We start from the raw sequence: 18,440 nt of genomic DNA on the forward strand, positions 1-18,440 counted from the left end.
CTGGTCGGTCGTTCGTCGTCCGTCCCTCGCTGCAGAGAACGTATCGCGGCGGGGAGAACTGCTGTAAGATGCCCCGCTCAGGAGGCGCGTCCCGTGGACCTGGGAATCGGATGTTACGTCGCGCGGGAGCAGGCGCATGAGGGAACGGACGGCGCGAGCGCTGGGCGGGGGCGCCGGACGGGTGCCGCGGCTCGCCTCGCTCCGCTGGCCGCGTCCGTCCGGGCGTGCTCCGTGACGGCCGGGCGCGCCGCGCTGCTGGAAAGCCGCTAATGTCATCGCCGAAGAGCTCGACGCTGCTCGCCTCCGGCGTGCTGATCGACAAGAAGTACCGGCTCGTGCGCCAGATCGGCGAGGGGGCCATGGGCGTCGTCTGGTCGGCGGTCAACGTGGCGACCGCCCGCGAGGTGGCGCTGAAGCTGATCCACCGCCCCGAGGCCGAGTTCCGGCTGCGGCTGCAGCGCGAGGCGCGCAACAGCGGGGCGCTGCGGCACCGGAACGTCATCGACATCTACGACATGGGCGAGACCGAGTCCGGGGAGCCGTTCCTCGTGATGCAGCTGCTCACGGGGGAGACCGTGGCCGAGCTGCTCGCGCGGCGGCGCCGGCTCGATCCGCCGGTGGCGGCGTCGATCGGGCGCGACGTGGCGCGCGGCCTCGCGGCGGCGCACGCGATGCACATCATCCACCGGGACCTGAAGCCGGCGAACATCTTCCTGCACCGCGAGCCGGACATGGACGAGCCGGTGGTGAAGGTGCTCGATTTCGGCGTCGCGAAGAACCTCTCGGTCAACGACGGCCTGCACACGGTGCAGGGCGGCGCGGTGGGCTCGCCGCTCTACATGAGCCCGGAGCAGGTGCGGGCGGAGCCGAACGTCGATCACCGCGCCGACATCTGGGCGCTCGGCGTGGTGCTGTTCGAGATGCTGACCGGCATGCGGCCGTTCCAGGGGGACGCGCAGGCGGTGTTCATGGGGATCCTGACCGGCGAGATCCCCACCGTGTCCAAGTACCTGCGGCGGGTCGACCAGGGGCTCGTCGATCTGATCGCGCGCTGCATGCGGCGGGACCGCGCGGACCGGATCGCCTCCGCGGCGGAGGTCGCGGCGCAGCTCGATCGGTACGCGGCGCGGGGCGCCGGCGCCGGCATGGACGCGGCGCTGCGGCCGACGTCGCCGGAAGAGCAGGGGCCGCTTCCGGGCGAGGCCACGGACGGCGGCTGGCAGGGGGCGCCGGCCGGCGCGGCGCAACCCGGGTCGGTGGCGCAACCTCGGTCGGTGGCGCAGCCCGGGTCGGTGGCGCAGCCCGGGTCGGTGGCGCAACCCCGGTTGGCGACGCAACCCGGGCTGGGGGGCGTCGACGTGGGCGCGGGAGCGCTGCCGCTGGCGTTGCTCGGCGGCGGACCGCGGGCTCCGATCCCGGTGCAGGAGCCGTCGGGGGCGGGCGCGCCACCGTCGCTGGGCCCTGGGCAGGCGGCCGCGGGGCAGGCGGCAGGCCCGAGCCCGGATGCGGGACAGGCGGGGGTCGCGTCGCCTCGGCGCGCCGGCAGCTCGGGCCAGCACATCGCTGCGGCGTCGGCGGGGCGCGCGCTGTGGGAAGAGGACGTGGCGACCCTGCCGCTCGGGCGGGGAGGCGCGGAGGCGGCCGGCGCCGGCAGGCAGCGCGCGGGCTCGGGGCAGCACCCGGCGGCGGGACATCCCGCGGCTGCGCTGCTGACGCCGCTCCCCACGGCGGCGTCGTCGGCAGCCTCAGGGCCGGCTCACGCGGGCGCGGGGCAGCCTGGGCCGGCGCCGGGCGCGCCGGCGCACCCCGTGCCGGGGGCGATCCCGGAGCGCGGTCCCTGGGGGATGACCGTGCGCATGGCCTCGCCGTCGACGCCGGAGGGAACGGCGGGGCCGGGGGGCTTCGGCGCTGCCGGCGCGCAGGCCTCCGGCAGCGCCGGCGCGTCGTCGAGCCGGGTCCCGGAGTCGACGGTGAAGCTCGCGTCGGAGCCGGGCGCGAGCGCCTCCGACTCCAGGCCGGGCGCGACCACCGGCACGGGCGTGCCGCAGCAGGGGACGAGCTCGTCGACGACCCCGCTCGTCTCGAACCACCCGTCGGTCCATCAGACCGGGGCGCACCCGGCCCAGGGCGCCCAGGAGCCAGCGCTGCCGGGCGACGAGCAAAAGCGCAAGCGGACGGCCGCGACGCTGGCGATCGCGGCTGCCGCGCTGTCGCTGATCCTCGTGGGGATGCTGATCGCGCTGCGATCGCAGGGGCCGGCGCCCGCCGCGCCGGCGCCGGCCGAGAGCGCGGTGCTGCCCGAGATCACCTCGGGAAAGGACGAGGGGACGCCGCCCGAGGGCGGCGGCGTTCGGGCGCGGGACGACCGGCTCCCGGAGCAGCCCGCGGCGCCGCCGGCGGGCTCCGCGACGGCACCGCCGCCCGAGCCGACGGCGGTGCAGAGCGCAGCTCCGGCGCAGAGCCCCGCTCCGGCGAGCAGCGCGGGGCCGGCGGCGAGCGGCAAGGCCGGGACGGCGGCGGGCACGGGCGCCGGGACGGCGACGGGCACGGGCGCCGGCAGCGCGACGGGGGTCGGCGCGGGCGCCGCGGCGGGGGCCACCGCGCCGGCGACGCCGAGCAGCGCGAAGCCGCGTAGCGGGGGGAGCTCGCCTCCGACCGGGACGGCGCAGACCGCCAAACCGCCCTCGAATCCGTGCGCTGGTCTCAAGTTCATGGAGAAGCAAAAGTGCGAGGCGAGGTTCAAGAAATAGGCGTTCTGTTCCCCGGTCTCGCGCCGCCTCTCCCGCGCTGACGCCGCGGTCGCACCGGCGCGCGCCCGTTCTTGACCGTGCGCTATCTCACCTGCGACAATTGCCCGAAAAGCGCCTTCGACCTGCCCCCGCGTCGTCCCTAACGCGAGCCCATCCATGCCATCTCCCTCGCCTCCCGGCGGCCCGCCGCCAGGTACGCTCGTTCGCGGCAAGTACCGGCTGCTCCGTCAGATCGGCGAGGGGGCCATGGGGGTCGTCTGGGCCGCGCACAACGAGGCCACCTCGCGCGAGGTCGCGCTCAAGCTGCTCGTGCGGCCCGACCCGGAGCTCCGCGTCCGGCTCCTCCGGGAGGCGCGCGCCTGCGGCGCGGTGAGCCACCGGAACATCGTCGATATCTACGATGCGGACGAGACCGAGGACGGCGATCCGTTCCTCGTCATGCCCCTGCTCTCGGGCGAGACGCTGTCGTCCTTGCTCAAGCGCAAGCGAAAGCTGGAGGTCCCCGAGGCCTCGCGCATCGCGCGCGACATCGCGCGCGGCCTCGCCGCGGCGCACGAGCGCGGCATCATCCACAGGGACCTGAAGCCGTCCAACATCTTTCTCCACACCGAGCCTGGCGAGAGCAACTACGTCGTCAAGATACTCGACTTCGGCGTGAGCAAGTTCCCCACGGGGGGAGATCAGATCCGCACCGCGACAGGCATCCTCATCGGCTCGCCCGCCTACATGAGCCCGGAGCAGGTGCGCGCGCAGGGCGAGCTCGATACGCGCGCGGACCTCTGGGCGCTCGGGGTGGTGATGTTCGAGATGCTCACCAGCCGGCGGCCGATCCAGGGCAGGGCGCACGAGCTCCTGAGGAACGTGCTGCAGGGCGAGATCCCCACGGTCTCCCAGATCGTCTGGCAGATCGACCCCGGGCTCGATGCGCTCGTGGCGCAGTGTCTCCAGCGCGATCGCGAGCGGCGGCCGCGCTCGGCGGCGGAGGTGGCGGCGGCGCTCGAGCCGTTCGTCACGCCGCCTCCGCGGCCGCGCAGCGCCTCGTCGCCGGGCTCGTCGCCGGATCTGCGGTACGACGTGCTGCAGCAGCCGGGGCGAGGGCCGTGGGGCGGGGGGGCGCCGGGGCCGATGCCGGCGACCACGACGCCGCTTCCGGCGTCGGTGGCGTCTCTGCAGGTTCCGCACGGGCACGGCGGCGCGCCGACGTCGGCGCGAGGGGCGGGCGCGTCGCCGACGCCGCCGCGAGGGGCGGGCGCGTCGCCGACGCCGCTGCCAGGGGTGGGCGCATCGCCGGCGCCGCCGCGGGGGGCGGGCGCATCGCCGACGCCCCCGGCGAACGGGAGCCCGGCGGCGCCCGCGCCTCGGCCGCCGATGCCGAGCCATCCCCTGCTGGGAGAGCACGGCACCATCAAGCTCTCACCGGGGGCGGCGGACGTTCATCGGCAGGCGCTCGTCGCCGCGCGGGCCCGTCCTGCCGGTGCCATCGCGCCGCAGCCTGCGCCGGCGCCGGTGCCGGGGGGCGGCACCGTGCCGCTCGAGACGCTCCGCATGCCGGAGCGATCGTCGCCCGCGCCAGCTCGCCCGGCGGCGGTGTGGATCGCGCTGGCGGTGCTCGCGGCGGTGGTCCTCGTGGGGATCGGCATGGCCGCGGGGTACCTGCTGTTGCGCGCCGGAGCGGAGACCCCCGCAGGTCGCGGTGGCGCGCGTGTTACCTCGTGGTGACGCCCTTTCGTTCCGTGGTACGTCACGATACCTTGCGCGCCCCGGTGCTGCGCCCTGAACAACCCTGTTGAGCTCGATGTCCAAGTCCTTCACGCACATCGCTGCCGGCCTGGTGATCGCCGAGAAGTACAAGCTGGTGAGGCGGCTCGGCGAGGGCTCCATGGGGGTGGTGTGGGCTGCGCTCAACCTGTCCACGTCGCGCGAGGTGGCGCTGAAGCTGATCCACCGGCCGGATCCCGAGCTCCGGCGGCGGCTCCAGCGCGAGGGGCGGAACGGCGGGGCGCTGCGGCACGGCAACGTCATCGACATGTACGACATGGGCGAGACCGAGTTCGGCGAGCCGTTCCTCGTGATGCAGCTGCTCACGGGAGAGACGCTCGCGGAGCTGCTCCAGCGCAGGCGCCGGCTCGACGCGGACGTGGCCGCGGCGATCGGGCGCGACGTGGCGCGGGGCCTGGCCGCGGTGCACGCGGCGCACATCGTCCACCGGGACCTGAAGCCGGCGAACATCTTCCTGCACCGCGAGCCGGACATGGACGAGCCGGTGGTGAAGGTGCTCGATTTCGGCGTCGCGAAGAACCTCTCGGTCAACGACGGCATCCGCACGGCGACCGGCGGCGCGGTGGGCTCGCCGCTCTACATGAGCCCGGAGCAGGTGCGGGCGGAGCCGAACGTCGATCACCGCGCCGACATCTGGGCGCTCGGCGTGGTGCTGTTCGAGATGCTGACCGGCACGCGGCCGTTCCAGGGGGACGCGAGGGCGGTCTTCACCGGGATTTTGAGCGGGGAAATCCCCAAAATTTCCAGGTACTTGCGGCGTGTGGATCCGGGGCTCGTGGAGCTCGTCGCGCGGTGCATGGCGCGCCACCGGGACGAGCGGGTCGGGTCGGCGGCGGAGCTGGCGGAGCTCCTCGACGGGTACACGGCCGCGGGCGCGAGGTCGGGCGGGAGGGCGGGCGCCGCCGTGGGGGGCGGGGGTGGAGGCGGCGTTGCGGCGCCGGAGCTGCCGGCGCAGAGGGCGAGCGTGGCGCCGGCATCGCCGCCGGTGCTCGGGGCGAGCGTGGCGCCTGCGGGGGTGCCGGCGGGGCTGGGGTCGAGCGGGGTGCCAGCGGGGCTGGGGTCGAGCGTGGTGCCGGCGGGACTGGGGTCGAGCGGGGTGCCAGCGGGGCTGGGGTCGAGCGGGGTGCCGGCGGGGCTGGGGTCGAGCGTGGTGCCGGCGGGGCTGGGGTCGAGCGTGGTGCCGGCGGGGCTGGGGTCGAGCGCGGTGCCGGCGGGGCTGGGGTCGAGCGCGGTGCCGGCGGGGTTGTCGCGGCTGCCAGGCGCGAGCGCTGGGGGCGAGCCGGTGTGGAACGCCGAGCTGACCCAGAAGCTCGATCCGGAGGTCATGGCGGGCGCGGACGCGGGAGCGGGCGCCTCGCCGACGTGGGGTCAGGACGAGCCGGGGAGAGCGGGGAGAGCGACGCCCGCGCCGCTCGCGCCGGGTCCGGAGGCGGGTCGGTCGGCAGCGCAGCCGTCGCCGTGGGCGGCGCGCGCGACGCCGCCGCCGATGCCGCCGCCGGAGCTCCAGCGGCGCCCGCGGAGGATCCAGATCCCCGGCGCGCTCCTCGCGCTGGTGGCTGCCTTCGCCGCGGGTCTCGTCGGCGCGGTGCTCTTCTTCGCCCTGCGCGCGCCCGCGGGCAGCAGCGAGGTGTCCGCAGGGCCGGACGCGTCGATGGAGGCCGGCGTCGAGCGCGAGAGCGCCGAGAGCAGCGTCGCCCGGCCGGCCGAGACGCTGGCTGCGCCGGCGGCGCCCGCGCCCGAGGCTCCGGCGGCGGAGCCGAGCGAGGGCGACACGGATGCGGGCGCGGCGACCAGCACGGAACGCGCGGAAGCGGACGCGTCGTCGCCACCGGCGCCGAGCGCGCCGGCCGCAGCGGCGACGGCGGCGGCCGTCGCGGCTGCGCCTGCGGCGGCAGCGCCCGTGAAGGCGGCGCCGGCGGCGGCAGCGCCCGCCAAGCCGGCGCCAGCGGCGGCGTCGCCTGCGTTGCGGCTCGCCGCTGCCGCGCAGCCCGGGGGCAAGGCTCCCGCGAAAACGCCCGCGCCGGCCGCCACGGCGCCGCAGCAGCCCGCCGCCAAGCGGCCCAAGGTCGATCCGTGCGCGGGGAAGACCGGGTTCATGCGGACCAACTGCCTGCGCGAGAACGAGCGGAAGCGGGATCCGTACGCGCCCTGAGCGGCGTCGACGGGCAGGGCCCGGGTTCCGCGATTCCGGTCGCGCGGGAGCGATGGTAAGCCCGCGCTGGGCTTGGGGCGCGACCCGGGGGGCATATGTCGGAACCGATCGAGGCATACAGGCTTCTTCCGGGCATGCTGCTCGCGCGGAAGTACCGCCTCGGCCGCAAGATCGGGCAGGGCGCGATGGGCGTCGTGTGGGCCGCGAGGAACGAGGCCACCGGGCGCGAGGTGGCGCTGAAGGTGATCGCGCGCCCCGATCCGTCGCTGCGCAAGCGGCTGCTCCGCGAGGCGCAGTCCTGCGGCGCGCTGCAGCACCCGAACATCGTCGACGTGATCGACGTGGCCCGCACCGAGAGCGGCGAGCCGTGCCTCATCATGGAGCTGCTCGTGGGCGACAGCGTGGCCGCGCTGCTCGAGGCGCGGCGCCGCCTGGAGGCGCCGCTCGCCGCGCGGATCGCGCGCGACGTGGCGGGCGCGCTCGGGGCGGCGCACGCCGTGCAGATCGTGCACCGCGATCTCAAGCCGGCGAACGTGTTCCTGCACCGGCCGAGCGAGGCGGGCGATTTCGTGGTCAAGGTGCTCGACTTCGGGGTGGCGAAGAGCCTCGCGGCCGCGAGCGGCGCGACGTCGACGCTCGACGTGGTGGGCTCGCCGCTCTACATGAGCCCGGAGCAGCTGCGCGCGGACGAGGACCTCGATGCGCGGTCGGATCTCTGGTCGCTCGGGGTGATGCTGTTCGAGATGCTCACCGGCGTGCGGCCGTTCCAGGGCGAGGGGCCGCAGCTCCTGTCGCAGATCCTGTCGGGGGAGATCCCGAAGGTGTCTCGCTACCTGCGGCGCGTGGACGAGCGGCTCGTGAGGATCGTCGACCGGTGCCTGCGCAGGGAGCGGCAGGAGCGGTTCGGGACGGCGGAGGAGGTGGCGCGGGAGCTCGCGGCGTTCGTCGTGCCGGCCGCCGGGGGGGCGGGGGAGCTCCGGGAGGGCGCGGGGGAGGCGGAGCGCGGGGGGCTGCGCATCACGGGGGAGCGCACCGTGACGCCGCTGGGGAGCGCGGTGGAGCAGGAGACGGTGGTGGCGCCGGCGCGAGGGCAGGGGCGCGCGGCCTCCGCGGAGGAGCTCGCGACGACGGCGCCGCTGGCGGGGCCGGGGGCGCCGGCGGTGATGCAGGGCGCGCCGGGGCAGCAGCGCGCGCACGCGCCGCAGGGCGCGCCGGCGGCCGGGCAGGTGTTGCAAGGAGCAGCCCCGCCGGGCACGAGCGCCGCTGCCCCGGCCGCCGGAGCCGGACCCATGGTCACGCTCCGCGGGACGCTCGTGATGCAAGGTGAGGCCGCCGAGGCGCAGTACCAGGCGGCGATGGCCAGGATGCGCGCGGCGCAGGCGCAGCAGGCCAGCGCGCGCGCCGCGGGCGCGCAACCCGCCGCGCAGGTGGGAGCCGCCGGCAAGGCGAGGCGAAGGGGAGGGAACGCCACGGCGATCGTGGCCGTGACGCTGGTGGCTGGCGTGATCGCGGGCGCGGTCGCGACGACGTGGCTCTTCGGCTCGGGAGAGCCGACCCCGCCGGCAGGAGCCGATGGAGGCAGCGAGCCGGCCGTGGGCGCGGCGGAGGCGATGCCGCGCGAGAGGGCTCCGGCGGCGGCAGCGGCGACGCCTGCTGCCGCAGGGCCGGGACAGCCAGCCGCGATGGAGAGACCCGCGGAGGGCGCGGACGCAGGGCTCGAGGGGGCGGTGCCGATCGAGCAGGAGCAACACGAGGCCAGGGCGGCTCAGGAGGCCAGCGCGGCCCAGACGGCGCCGCCGTCGCGAGCGGCGCCGCAGCAGGGGGAGGTTCCGCCGGCTTCGTCGGGCTCCGGAGGGACATCGTCGGACCAGGGGAGGCCGTCGCCGCCGACGGGGATGGCAGCCGCTGCGACGGGAGCGGGGAAGCCGTCGCCTGGGCGAGCGTCCGTCCCTGGAAAGCCGGTGACAGCCTCGGATTCCGTGTACGGCGAGCCGTCGCCATCTCCGCCGTCTCCTGCCCGCGCCGCGTCGCCGGCTGGCGTCGCGGAGAAGAAGCCGCCGCCCCGGCCGTTCTGAGCGGGCTGGCCCGTCGCCTTGGCGCCCGTCGCGCCAGGCTGGCCCGTCGCCGTGGCGCACGTCGCGCCACGGCGCCGCGCTCGAGCTCGCTTCGAGGCGCCGCCTGGGCGCCGCGCCCTCATGCCGCGTCCGTCGCGCTCGGCCTGCGCGTCCGGCGTGCGATCGGTTACGCTGCTCCCACCCGCAGGAGGCGCCCCGGCGCATGCAGCTCGAATCAGGCTCGATCATCGCCGGCAAATACCGCCTGGAGCGCGCCCTCTCGGCGGGCGGCATGGGCTCGGTGTGGGTGGCGCAGCACGTCCAGCTCGGCACGCACGTCGCCGTCAAGCTCATGGGCACGGCCTACGCCGGGTCGCCGGCGTTCCGTGCCCGCTTCGAGCGTGAGGCGCGCGCGGCGGCGCACCTCCGGAGCCCCCACGTCGTGCAGGTGCACGACTTCGGGTTCGAGCAGGGGGTGCCGTACCTCGTGATGGAGCTCCTGCGCGGCGAGGACCTCAGCGCGCGCCTCACGCGGGTGCGCCGGCTCTCGCTGCCGGAGACGCAGCGCCTCCTGGTGCACGCCGGCAAGGCGCTGCGGAGCGTCCACGACGCCGGGCTGGTCCACCGCGACCTGAAGCCGGCGAACCTGTTCCTCGCGCGCGTCGACGGCGAGGACGAGGACATGCTGAAGCTGATCGACTTCGGGATCGCGAAGGAGACGGCGACGAAGCTCGTGTCGGAGGCGTCGACGACCGGCGAGGTGATGGGGTCGCCGCACTACATGAGCCCGGAGCAGCTCCGGGCGGAGCGCGACATCGACGCGCGGAGCGATCTCTGGGCGCTGGGGGTGATCCTGTTCCGGATGGTGACCGGGTACCTGCCGTTCCCGGGCGAGGTGCTGGCGCAGGTGATGACACGGATCCTCGTGGAGCCGATCCCGACGCCACGGCAGCTCGCGCCGGATCTGCCGCCGGCGATCGACGCGTTCTTTGTGCGGGCGCTGGCGCGCGACCGGAACCATCGGTTCCAGAGCGTGCGCGAGATGGTGGAGGAGTTCGGGCGGGCGACGGGAATGCCGGTGTTCTCATCGTCGGGGGTGGGGGGATCGAGCCCGTTCGGGTGGACGGCGGTGGGAGGGCCGGGGGTGACGGGAGCGGCGGGGGCGCCGTGGGTGGGAGCGGGGGGGAGCGGTGCGGGAGGGAGCGGCGCGGGCGGGGGACCGGGGGCCGCCGCCGGCGGGGGGAGGGGAGCGGGGTTTGGGGTTGCGGGCGGGGCGCCGGGGGTGGGGGCGGGCGGTGAGGCGGGGGGGCATGGAGCGGCCGCGGGGCATGAGGCGCAGGCGCAGCCGGGGACGCTGACCGATGCGATCCATGTGGCGGCGTCGCAGCGGTCGCGATCGCGGGGCGCGCGGGTGGCCTGGGTGCTGGCGGGCAGCGTGGGGCTCGCGGTGGTGGGATTGGGGCTGGGGGTTGCGCTGCGGCGTGCCCTGGAGGAGCAGGCGGCTCCGGTAGAGGCGGTGGGGGCGTCGGCGGAGGTTGCGCCGGTCACGTCTGGATCTGCGGCGACTGCGGTGGCGCCGACAGGGGAGTCGCCTGCGGTGGCGACAGGGGAGGCGCCTGCCGCGGAGCCGCCGCTGTTGCCGGGGCCGGCCTTGAGCGTGCATGCGCCGGAGAGCGACGCTGGAGCGAGCGCACCACCCGAGGAAGGGAAGCCTGCTCTGGCGGGCTCGCCGGGGACGAGCGCCGCGCCGACGTCCTCGGTGACGGCGGGAGCACCCAAGGACAAGCGCCCAGGAGGGACGCAGCCCTCCGGCCCGGGTGCGTCGAAGCCGGCAGGAACGGCGGCGCCTCCGAAGGCGGTACCTGGACCGCGAGACTGGGGACTCTGAGATATCGCGCGGTGCTTTGCTCGGTGCAGTCGCTTGTCAAGGGAAAATTGCTACAAATCGACGTGCAACATCGAGAAATCGATGTGAGACATCGTTGAACCGATGCTGGGCATCGAAAAATCGATGCCGTGCATCGCGCGGGCGAAGGCGGACATCGAGCGACCGATGTTGCGCTTCGTCTGAGCGAAGGCGGACATGGACGGGGCGAGGTGCGGCTTCCGCCGATGGCCGCGGAGGTTGGAGCGGCGGAAGCGGCCGTCGCAGCGAGACGGTGTGGAGCTCGAGGTGCATGCGGCAGCGTGAACCGCCGGCGGAGCTACCAGCGGTGCGCCGCACGCAACCTCGTGCGCTAGTTGAACTCCAGCGTGGTGTCCGCGACCCCAGAAGCGCCGCTGCCGTTGGCGGTGCTCTCCTGGCCGCCGGTGCCCGGAGCGCCGAGTTCGACCGCGGTGATGCCGTCGGTGGACGGTGCGGTGCCGCGGAACGCGATACCGAGGGAATGGCCGCCCTGCCCGCCGCCGCCCTTGCCGCCGGTGCCGCCGGTGCCACCTTTGCCACCCTCGCAGGCTGGAAATAAGCCTGCGGCCCCATCCGGAACCTTTCCGCCTGGACCGCCAGCGCCTCCTTCGCCACCCGGCTGTCCGGGACCGCCCTTGCCGCCGTCGGCGCCGTTGCCAACCCTGAGGATCACGTCATCGAAGGAGAGCGCGGCATCCAGGCTGATGAGCGCGATGCTGGAGCCGCCCGGCAGGCCGCCTTTGCCGCCGAGGCCACCGCAACCGCCGGCCCCGCCGGAGCCGCCGCTAGCGCCGCCGCGTCGTTCACGTCGGCTCGGGCAATAGCGATTCCCCTCCGTATCCGCCACACCCCGGGCACCACCCCCACCGCCGCCGCCTTGTCCGGGCACCCCACGGACGCCGTCGCCGCCAGCGACACCGGCATAGCCGGCCACGGAGATGGAACCGGTGCCTACCGCGCCCGCGCCGGGAGGACTCTCAGCGCGGTTGCTGCCTGGTCTTCCGATGGTGCAGGTGGTGAGCCCGTCATGGCCGTTGCCGCGATTTTCCATGTCGCCGCTGGCAGTGAAGAGCGGGGTCCCATTGTCGCCGGTGGTTCCGATCATGAGCAAGCCGTCGCCACCACTTCCGCCCGACGAATCATCGCCGAGGTCGTCAGGTGTGCCGCACTCGTTGATCACAGCGCTTCCGCCGGCTACGGGCGCTTCGTACGCGCCGGAACACGCGTAATTGCCTTGTTGCCCCGCCAGCCCCGGCGGGGCATTGCCTTCGTGAGGCGCGCCGTCCGCCCCCGCTGCCGCAGGGCCGGCCTCGAGCACGCACCGCACGAGCTCCACGCTCGTGCTGTGCGCAATCGCTGCGATCGACGATACTCCTGCACCCTTGTCGTCTTGCTGCGTGGTGGGCTGCGCGACGACGTGCAGATCCTCGATGTGCACGGTTCGCGGCAACCCGCGCATTGTAAGCGGGATTTTACCTTCGTCCGCCGTCAGGTTCGTCTTCGTCTCATCGTCGACCCACTTCCAGCCGTCGCTGCAGTCGAGCCCGCCGTAGATCGCGACGCCGCCCGGCACCACGACCGCTTCGTTGAAGTCCTCGCCGTCGCCGGCGCAGGCGTACACGCGCCCGGTCCCATTCTGCTTTGCGAGATCGATGGCCTGCTGGAGCGAGCGGAGCGGTTCCTCCTTGGTTCCCGCCACATTGGATGCGCCACCGCGCGCCGACACGAAGACGCCGCATGCGTCGTCCACGCCATCGGGGTTTTCGCGGGGCATGCATTTCGCTTCCTCCGGGTCGGGAGGGACAGGCGGATCAGGCGGGTCGGGCGGATCGGGGGTTTCCGGCGTCTCCGGCGATGCCGTGCCTGCAGCAGCGCCTCCGCATCGATGCAGCTCGACGCAGTCGGGTCCGAGGCAGCTCGACGAATGGATCGATGCTGCGATCGCCATCACGACCAGCGTTGGAGCCCCGCGTGCGGCCAGCCGGAGCGCCCTCTTGGTTCGTCGGTTCATGGCTTCCTCGACTCAGAACACGCCGCCAGCGACGAGCCCCGCGCCGCCGGGCGTCACGAGCGGCGAGAGGTGCATCTGCTTCTCCGGCTCGCTCGGCGCTGCAGCGAGCCAGGTGTAGCCGAGCGCTCCGAGTGCGCTCGCTCCCCCGAGGATGAAGCTCCACGCCGCGAGGTTGCTGAAAAGGTACTTGTCGTCGACCAGCGAGCTCAATTTTTGGCACTGAATCGCCTGATCGGTACCGACGGGGCTGGAGCAGTTCACCGAACCGCCATCCATGGTCTTGACCTTCATCCACTGCTGTGTCGCGTCGCTCGCATGGCCATTGGCGACCAGGGTGAACGCGACGCCCGCGAGCACCAGAGCTCCAGCTGCCCCGCCGCCGATCAGCGCGATCGTCCTCGCATCGCTCCCCGCCGCTGGAGGCGCGCGGTCCGGGAGCGGCGTCGTTGCTGCCGCGGTGGAGGCAGGCGAGAGCTCGATGGTGACGCGTTCTTTCTTCCCCTCCGTCAGCCGGAACATTCTGGTTACCGGAGTGTAGCCCGGCGCGGTCGCGACCAGCTTGTAGTCACCGGGATCGCGTTCCACGGGCGTCGCCACGGCGATGCGCTCTCCGTTCAGCGTCAGCTCCACCGAGCCTGGGGCCGCGCCCGCGACAGCGACCTCCAGGGCCGGGATGCGCGGCGCCAGGGCGGCCAGCCCGGCGTTCGCGTCGGCCTGGGCCTGATGGAACGCCCGCGGAGCGCTGGCGTCGAGCGGCTCGTCGACGACGCGTCGATAGAGCGCGCGGGCCTCGAGCAGGCGGCCGAGCCGCTCGCAGGAGCGCGCCGCGAGGAGCAGGAACGGCGGGGCGTGGACCTGCGCCTCGGCGTCGCGGAAGGCTGCGAGCGCCTCTTCGTAGCGACCGGCGTTGAAGAACTCCCAGCCCTTGTCGGCGAGAGCTCGAGCCGCGGCCTTGGCCTGCTCGTCCGGCCGGGCAGGCTGGGATACCGCGGTGGCCGGCACGGCGGGGAGCATAAGCGCGAGGAGCAGACCCAGGTGGAGATGTCGGCGGACGTTCATGGCTGCGAGGCGTGGGTAGGCGTAGGCGGCCTAGTTGAACTCCAGCGTGGTGTCTGCGACCCCAGAAGCGCCGCTGCCGTTGGCGGCGCTCTCTTGGCCGCCGGTGCCCGGGTCGCCGAGTTCGATCTCGGTGATGCCGACGGTGGGCGGTGGGGTGCCGCGGAACGCGATACCGAGGGAATGGCCGCCCTGACCGCCGCCGCCCTTGCCGCCGGTGCCGCCGGTGCCGCCTTTGCCACCCTCGCAGGCTGGGAATAAGCCCGCGGCCCCATCCGGAACCTTTCCGCCTGGACCGCCAGCGCCTCCTTCGCCACCCGGCTGTCCGGGACCGCCCTGGCCGCCGTTGCCGCCGTCGCCGGCCCTGAGGATCACGTCATCGAAGGAGAGCGCGGCATCCAGGCTGATGAGCGCGATGCTGGAGCCGCCCGGCAGGCCGCCTTTGCCGCCGAGGCCACCGCAACCGCCGGCCCCGCCGGAGCCGCCGCTAGCGCCGCCGCGTCGTTCACGTCGGCTCGGGCAATAGCGAGTCGTCTCCGTATCCGCCACACCCCGCGCACCACCCCCACCGCCGCCGCCTTGTCCGGGCACCCCACGGACGCCGTCGCTGCCAGCGGCACCGGAATAGCCGGCCACGGAGATGGAACCGGTGCCTACCGCGCCCGCGCCGGGAGGGCTCTCCGCGCGGTTGCTGCCTGGTCTTCCGATGGTGCAGGTGGTGAGCCCATCATGGCCGTTGCCGCGATTCTCCATGTCGCCGCTGGCAGTGAAGAGCGGGGTCCCGTTGTCGCCGGTGGTTCCGATCAAGATCCAGCCGTCGCCACCACTTCCGCCCGACGAATCATCGCCCAAGTCGTCAGGTGTGCCGCACTTGTTGATCACAGCGCTTCCGCCGGCTACTGGCACCTCGAATGGGCTGGAGCACGCGTAGCCGCCCGGCAGCCCCGACGACCCCGGTGGGGCTTTGCTCTCGTGAGGCGCGCCGTCCGCCCCCGCTGCCGCAGGGCCGGCCTCGAGCACGCAGCGCACGAGCTCTACGCTCGTGCTGTGCGCAATCGCTGCGATCGACGATAATCCTGCACCCTTGTCATCTTGCTGCGCGGTGGGCTGCGCGACGACGTGCAGATCCTCGATGTGCACGGTTCCCGGCAACCCGCGCATTGTAAGCGGGATTTTACCTTCGTCCGCCGTCAGGTTCGTCTTCGTCTCATCGCCGATCCACTTCCAGCCGTCGCTGCAGTCGAGCCCGCCATAAATCGCCACGCCGCCCGGCACCACGACCGCTTCGTTGAATTCCTCGCCGGCACAGGCATACACGCGCCCGGTATTCTGCTTTGCGAGATCGATGGCCTGCTGGAGCGAGCCGAGGGGTTTCTCTTGGGTCCCCGCCACATTGGATGCTTCGCTCTGTGTCGATACGAAGACGCCACAAGTGTCGGCCACCCCCCTATCGGGTATCTCGCGAGGTACGCACTTCTCCTCGTCTTCCGACGCGTCAGGAGCGTCGGGAGGATCCGGCACCTGCCCATCCGGGCCAGCGTCAGCGCCAGCGCCAGCACTAGCGCCTGCGTAGAAGCAGTCTTCATGCCGGTCCTCGCAGTTGGGAGATGGGGTCTGATAGATACAGCTCGCCGCGAGCACCGCCGTTACCAGCGACGCCATGACCAGCGCCGAAGCGCTGTGAGCGGTGAGCCGCATCGCCCTCTTTGCGTGTCGGTTCATGCGTTCCTCGATTCAGAAAACACCGCCAGCGACGATTCCCCCGGCACCAGGTGCCACGAGCGGAACGACGCGAACGTGCCGCTTCTCGGGGGGGGTCGATGGGCTGGCGAGCCAGTAGCCGAGCGTCCCGACGGCGACCGCGCCTCCGCCGACGAAGCTCCACAGCGCCAGGTTGCTGAACAGATCTCTGCCGTCGACCAGCGTGCTCAGCGTGTTGCACTGCTGCCTCTGCACGTCGTTCGTGGTGGCGTTGCAGTTCACGGGGTCGCCGATCTTCGTGTACTGTTCTCTCACGCTGCTCGCCTTGCCGTTCGCGACGAGTGTGAAAACGACCCCCGCGATCACCCCCGCCGCGGCGACCGAGGCGCCAGCCACGATCGGCGCCGAGCTCTGCTCCTTCACGTCGGGCGGGGGCGGAGCTGGTTCCGGTGTCGGCGGCGCGCTCACCACCAGCTTCTCGAGCTCGAAGGCGCGCTGGATCTCGCTCCCTCGGGCGACGTCCACCGCGCTGCTCTTCGGCGAGTAGCCGTCGTGCTGTACGGCGATCGTGTGCGACCCCGGCTCCAGGAACACCGGGTCGACGAGCGGCGTCGTGCCCACGGGGGAGCCGTCCACCAGGACCTTCGCGCCCGGCACGTTGGCGCTCACGACCACCGCGCCCACCTCCGCGCGCGCCTGCGTGTAGGCCGCCGCCGCGGCCTCGCGCTCTTCCGGGGTCGCGGTCGTGTCGTTCGCGAGCTCGCGCACGTAGATCGCGAGGTGCTCGGCGGCGTCCCGGTACCGCTGCAGCATCAGCTCGCACGTGCCGATGCCTCCGACGATGGTGTAGTGCTTTTGCAGCGCCCAGGCCGCGACGAACGAGGCGTAGGCGTCGGCCCACCGGTTCTGCTCGGACGCGGCGACGCCCTCGATGTAGAGCTTGCGCGCCTTGTCGCTCATGGCATCGCTCGGGGCGCGCTGGATCCTCGGGCGGCGGGCGGCCTTCGGCGCGGCGGTGCTCGTCGGCGGAGCGCTGCTCTTCGGCTGTGCGTCGGCCGGCGAGGTGGCGGCGAGCAGGGCTGGCAGACAGAGCAGCGGGACGACCTGGGAGAAGCGCATGGGCACCATCTTACCTGCGGTCGGAGCGCTCGCAGCGGATTTTGGCGGGCTCGACGAGGGGGCGGGGCGTCGGGATGCTGTGGTGGGACGAGGCGTCGAGCGGCTCGTCGGGCGTCGTCACCTGGGCAGGCCCGTCGTGTTGCGGCGGGGCTGGCGCTGATGTAGCGGCTGGCGAGGTGGCCTGGACAGTCGCTCCTTCTCGGGGCGGGCCTCCGTGGGCCGGGGGAGAAAGAACTGGTCGGCCAAGAGCGTGAGCCCGAGGAGAAGCGCCGGGCCGAGATGTCGACAGGTGCTCACGGCAGGGGGCGCATCACGGGGATGCCGATGCGTTGGCAAAATCTTTCATCTTCTCGGCGAGGCCGTTGCCAACGGCAGCGCCGACTTCGATGGCGACAACACCCTCACCCTCCTCCGGTGGCGGGTGGCCAAGGTAGGCGATGCCGAGGGAATGGCCATCGCTGCCCTTGCCGCCAGGCCCGCCGTCACCGCCGTCGCCTCCTTCACCGCCGTCACAGCCGGTGCTCAGCGCGGTCGGACCTGTGCCGCCTGAGCCTGAAGCGCCACCCAGGCCGCCGACCTGGCCCGCCCCGCCAGCGCCACCCCGGCCGCCAGCCTTGGCTTTCAGGAGCACATCCTCGAAGGTGAGGGTTGCATCGATGCTGAGGAGGGCGATGCTGGAGCCGCCGGGGCCGCCGCCCTTGCCGCCCGCGCCGCCACAGCCGCCGGCTCCACCGGAGCCGCCGCTGGCGCCACCCAACCCCGGTGAGCCGGCGGGGCAGGCGCTCCCGCCCCTGGCGCCCGCGCCGCCGCCGCCGCCCTGGCCGGGGGTTCCGGGCTTGCCTGTTCCTCCAGTGAGCCCGGTAAAACCGGTGCTGTCGATGGCACCGGTCCCGTTCGCGTCGTCGCCTGCGTCGCCGGCTTTCCCTGCTTGACCATCCTTGCCGTTGCCGCACGCGCCGCCCGAGCTGCGAGCGCCGCCATTGGGATTCGCATCCTCTCCAGGAAACCCGGCGACGCCAGCGCCTGCTTGCGTTGACGTACCGATGCCGCCCAGCCCGCCGATCGAGTTATCGCTGGAATCGTTCGGCATCCCGCAGTCGTTCTCGGGAGGTTCGTCCGTAGTCACGGTGCCCGCGGTGCATGCCTCACTCCCTGAGCTGCCGTCTCCCCCTTTCGTGGCGCGCTGGCCGTGGAGAGCTCCCGGTGCGCCCGGCGCCGCTTCGCCCGCATCGAACGTGCACCGCTCGAGCACGATGTTGCCGCCATCTGCGATCGCAGCGATCGAGGACTTCCCGTATCTATCTTTATTGTCCGGGTTGTCAGGGTCTTCGAGATCGACGGTGATCGGCGGCGCTACGACATGGAAATCCTCGATCCATACGCTCTTCCCCCCTGCGCTCATCGTGAGAGGAGCCGTCCCCGGCGGCGCCGTGGGCGGTGTCGTCAGGATCGTTTCCGCTGTGCTCGTCCATCGCCAGTTTGCTCCCTCAGTCTTGCAGTCGAGCCTGCCGAAGATCGATACCTTCGTCTGCACCGTGACGGCTTCCTCGAACGTACCGACACACACGTAGACGTGAGGTTTCTCAGCGCCCTCCACGCGAGCGATGGCTTCTCCGATCGACCTGAGCGGCGCCTCCTTCGTGCCAGCAGCGCCATCATCGCCGTCCTCGGACACGAACACCCCGCAACCGTCGTCGACGCCGGCTCCGGCGAGCTGCGGGTCACACTCGGGGGTCGGAATGACTCCTCCACTGTCACCGCCGCTACCTGCGTCGCCATTCCCGCCGGTACCCAGGGGGCAGCCGACGAGCTTGCCGACGCAGGGATCACCCGTCGAGCACCCAGTCACCTGGATCCCGATGGCCATCGAACCCAGAAGAAGCGTCGCGGCGAAGCGACAACCACCCACCCT

Annotated in this window: 10 protein-coding genes; 5 read left to right on the forward strand and 5 right to left on the reverse strand. The window is 73.2% G+C overall.

Annotation, left to right across the window (positions count from 1 at the left end; translation table 11 throughout):
- Positions 1-269 precede the first annotated feature (269 nt).
- From WME83_RS10365 to WME83_RS10385, 5 genes are all read left to right on the forward strand, one after another.
- Positions 270-2,750, forward strand: a complete 2,481-nt coding sequence (locus tag WME83_RS10365; protein WP_437319112.1) for a protein kinase domain-containing protein — start codon at positions 270-272, stop codon at positions 2,748-2,750.
- A 156-nt stretch (positions 2,751-2,906) separates the two neighbouring features.
- Positions 2,907-4,469 carry a protein kinase domain-containing protein gene (locus tag WME83_RS10370; protein WP_437319113.1) on the forward strand — a complete coding sequence of 521 codons (1,563 nt, stop codon included), beginning with the start codon at positions 2,907-2,909 and terminating at the stop codon, positions 4,467-4,469.
- A gap of 76 nt (positions 4,470-4,545) precedes the next feature.
- Positions 4,546-6,681 carry a protein kinase domain-containing protein gene (locus tag WME83_RS10375; RefSeq protein ID WP_437319114.1) on the forward strand — a complete coding sequence of 712 codons (2,136 nt, stop codon included), beginning with the start codon at positions 4,546-4,548 and terminating at the stop codon, positions 6,679-6,681.
- Between the two features lie 134 nt (positions 6,682-6,815).
- Entirely contained in the window at positions 6,816-8,756 is a 1,941-nt protein-coding gene (locus WME83_RS10380; RefSeq protein WP_437319115.1) for a serine/threonine-protein kinase, read from the forward strand.
- 202 nt (positions 8,757-8,958) lie between these two features.
- Positions 8,959-10,623, forward strand: coding sequence for a protein kinase domain-containing protein (locus WME83_RS10385; RefSeq protein WP_437319116.1), 1,665 nt, complete (start codon positions 8,959-8,961; stop codon positions 10,621-10,623).
- A 349-nt stretch (positions 10,624-10,972) separates the two neighbouring features.
- Here the strand turns inward: WME83_RS10385 and WME83_RS10390 are convergent, their stop codons facing one another.
- From WME83_RS10390 to WME83_RS10410, 5 genes are all read right to left on the reverse strand, one after another.
- Positions 10,973-12,652, reverse strand: a complete 1,680-nt coding sequence (locus WME83_RS10390; RefSeq protein ID WP_437319117.1) for a PGRS family protein — start codon at positions 12,650-12,652, stop codon at positions 10,973-10,975.
- A gap of 12 nt (positions 12,653-12,664) precedes the next feature.
- Positions 12,665-13,654, reverse strand: a complete 990-nt coding sequence (locus WME83_RS10395; RefSeq protein ID WP_437319118.1) for a hypothetical protein — start codon at positions 13,652-13,654, stop codon at positions 12,665-12,667.
- A gap of 87 nt (positions 13,655-13,741) precedes the next feature.
- The gene (locus WME83_RS10400; protein WP_437319119.1) at positions 13,742-15,406 is read right to left on the reverse strand and encodes a PGRS family protein; all 1,665 of its coding nucleotides are present in this window, start codon (positions 15,404-15,406) and stop codon (positions 13,742-13,744) included.
- A gap of 36 nt (positions 15,407-15,442) precedes the next feature.
- The gene (locus WME83_RS10405) at positions 15,443-16,528 is read right to left on the reverse strand and encodes a PEGA domain-containing protein (protein ID WP_437319120.1); all 1,086 of its coding nucleotides are present in this window, start codon (positions 16,526-16,528) and stop codon (positions 15,443-15,445) included.
- A gap of 310 nt (positions 16,529-16,838) precedes the next feature.
- A complete protein-coding gene (locus WME83_RS10410; RefSeq protein ID WP_437319121.1) occupies positions 16,839-18,395 on the reverse strand; it encodes a hypothetical protein in 1,557 nt (518 codons plus the stop codon).
- Positions 18,396-18,440 lie beyond the last annotated feature (45 nt).

The organism is Sorangium sp. So ce385 (assembly GCF_051474135.1).
Taxonomy (GTDB): Bacteria; Myxococcota_A; Polyangia; order Polyangiales; family Polyangiaceae; genus Sorangium; species Sorangium cellulosum_D.